We start from the raw sequence: 1,477 nt of genomic DNA, 5'->3' as shown, positions 1-1,477 counted from the left end.
ATATGTTTATTATCTCTTTTAACTAAACAAGTTAGGGTATCTTTTTCTTGTTGCTCGATTATACTATCTTTGATAAGAGCAATACTATTATATAATTCTTTTGGATTAAATTTCTCTTTTGAGAAAAAATCAAAATCTACAGACTTCCTATGACCAAGCTGTAAAGCCAATGCTGTTCCGCCATATAAGGTAAAATGTTTCGGGATGCTCCCTAATAGAGACCATATTAATTTTTGCTCTTTAGGTAGAATTTCTAAATGCAGTTTTACCATTATTTATTCTATGATTTTAGATTTCTATAATATTAATTATACTATATTTATCCTAGAAATCCAAGATATTTAGGTGTGTTTTTAGAATCAGTTTACTATTTAATGAAAAGCAACATGCTATTCAAGGATTAAAAGATATACTTCTTTTAATAGAATACACATTTAAAATACTAACTAACTTTAGGGGCTGCCTGTTTTTGTAAATCCTTAAATGCCCCAGGATGCTCTTTGCGTAATCTTTCTATAACCATAATTCTATACTCTTCTTCTGTCATTTCACCTAGTGCAACTTTGGTTAACTCAACACGTGAACGTTCAATTTCCTCTTGAGATGGGTTAGTTTCCATCGCACAAGAAGCTATAGCATATTCTATACCTTGTTTTTCTCTTTCTGTAAGTTGTTTTTTAATCATAGAGCACTCCAATTTTATTCTATATTCTTTATTATACCATATTTTGTTAGAAAAAGCTAAGTTTATTACCTTCCTAAGCTTTTATTTTGCTTGATTTTTTGGACTTTCTTAACTTTTAAGTTTGTTTTTTCTATTAAATCTAAAAATATCTCTTTTAATTTAGAACTATCATTATTATTTACTGCTATATCTCTTGCCATATATAGCTTATCTTTAATGGCTAGGGTTTGTTCCCATTTAATATTGTAACCCGCATTTAGAGCTAACTGTCTTGTAAATTCCCTTAATGTTCTTGAATTACCTTCTGGAAACGGATGTAAAAAATCTAAATTATTATATAATTTCGCTAATTTATCACAAAATGCTTCTTTATCATTTACCTTAGTATAAAATTTATCTTGTTTTAGCTTGTTTAGTTCTTGTTTTAAATTATGTTCTAAGTAATCACTATAACTATACTCTACAATATGAGAAGTACCATCATCTAAAACTCTATTTTTACTTGCAAATCCCCCTACCCTATAAGTTCCACCCCATGAATATACATCTTGGAATAAATGTTTATGAATATTTTTTAAATGCTTAATACTAAAGTCACCTATAGTTTGTTGTTGATGTAGTTGTCTTATTCTCGCCTCAACTAATCCAAATTCTGCTTTTTCTAAGATTTTTTTATCTGTTATCCCCAACAGATTATTCATCATATAATTTATTTGTCTCATAATTTAACTCTTAACTTTCTTAACATCTCTTTATTATTAAAGAAAAAGGGAATATCACATAAGATTGGGG

At 28.1% G+C, this 1,477-nt stretch carries 3 protein-coding genes; all 3 read right to left on the bottom strand.

The genetic code is table 11. The features are described from left to right. Window positions 1-272: nucleotidyl transferase AbiEii/AbiGii toxin family protein (locus ACQCX0_RS04990; RefSeq protein WP_462563067.1), on the bottom strand; the 272-nt coding region annotated here is incomplete at its 3' end. A gap of 170 nt (window positions 273-442) precedes the next feature. Next, on the bottom strand, window positions 443-697 hold the full coding sequence (locus tag ACQCX0_RS04985; RefSeq protein ID WP_465029888.1) for a hypothetical protein: 255 nt from the start codon (window positions 695-697) through the stop codon (window positions 443-445). A gap of 53 nt (window positions 698-750) precedes the next feature. Then, complete coding sequence (locus ACQCX0_RS04980) at window positions 751-1,407, bottom strand: Fic/DOC family protein (protein WP_462563065.1); 657 nt, start codon at window positions 1,405-1,407, stop codon at window positions 751-753. Window positions 1,408-1,477 lie beyond the last annotated feature (70 nt).

This window comes from Candidatus Hepatincolaceae symbiont of Strigamia maritima, assembly GCF_055505085.1.
This window is presented reverse-complemented; position numbering and strand designations above follow the sequence as displayed.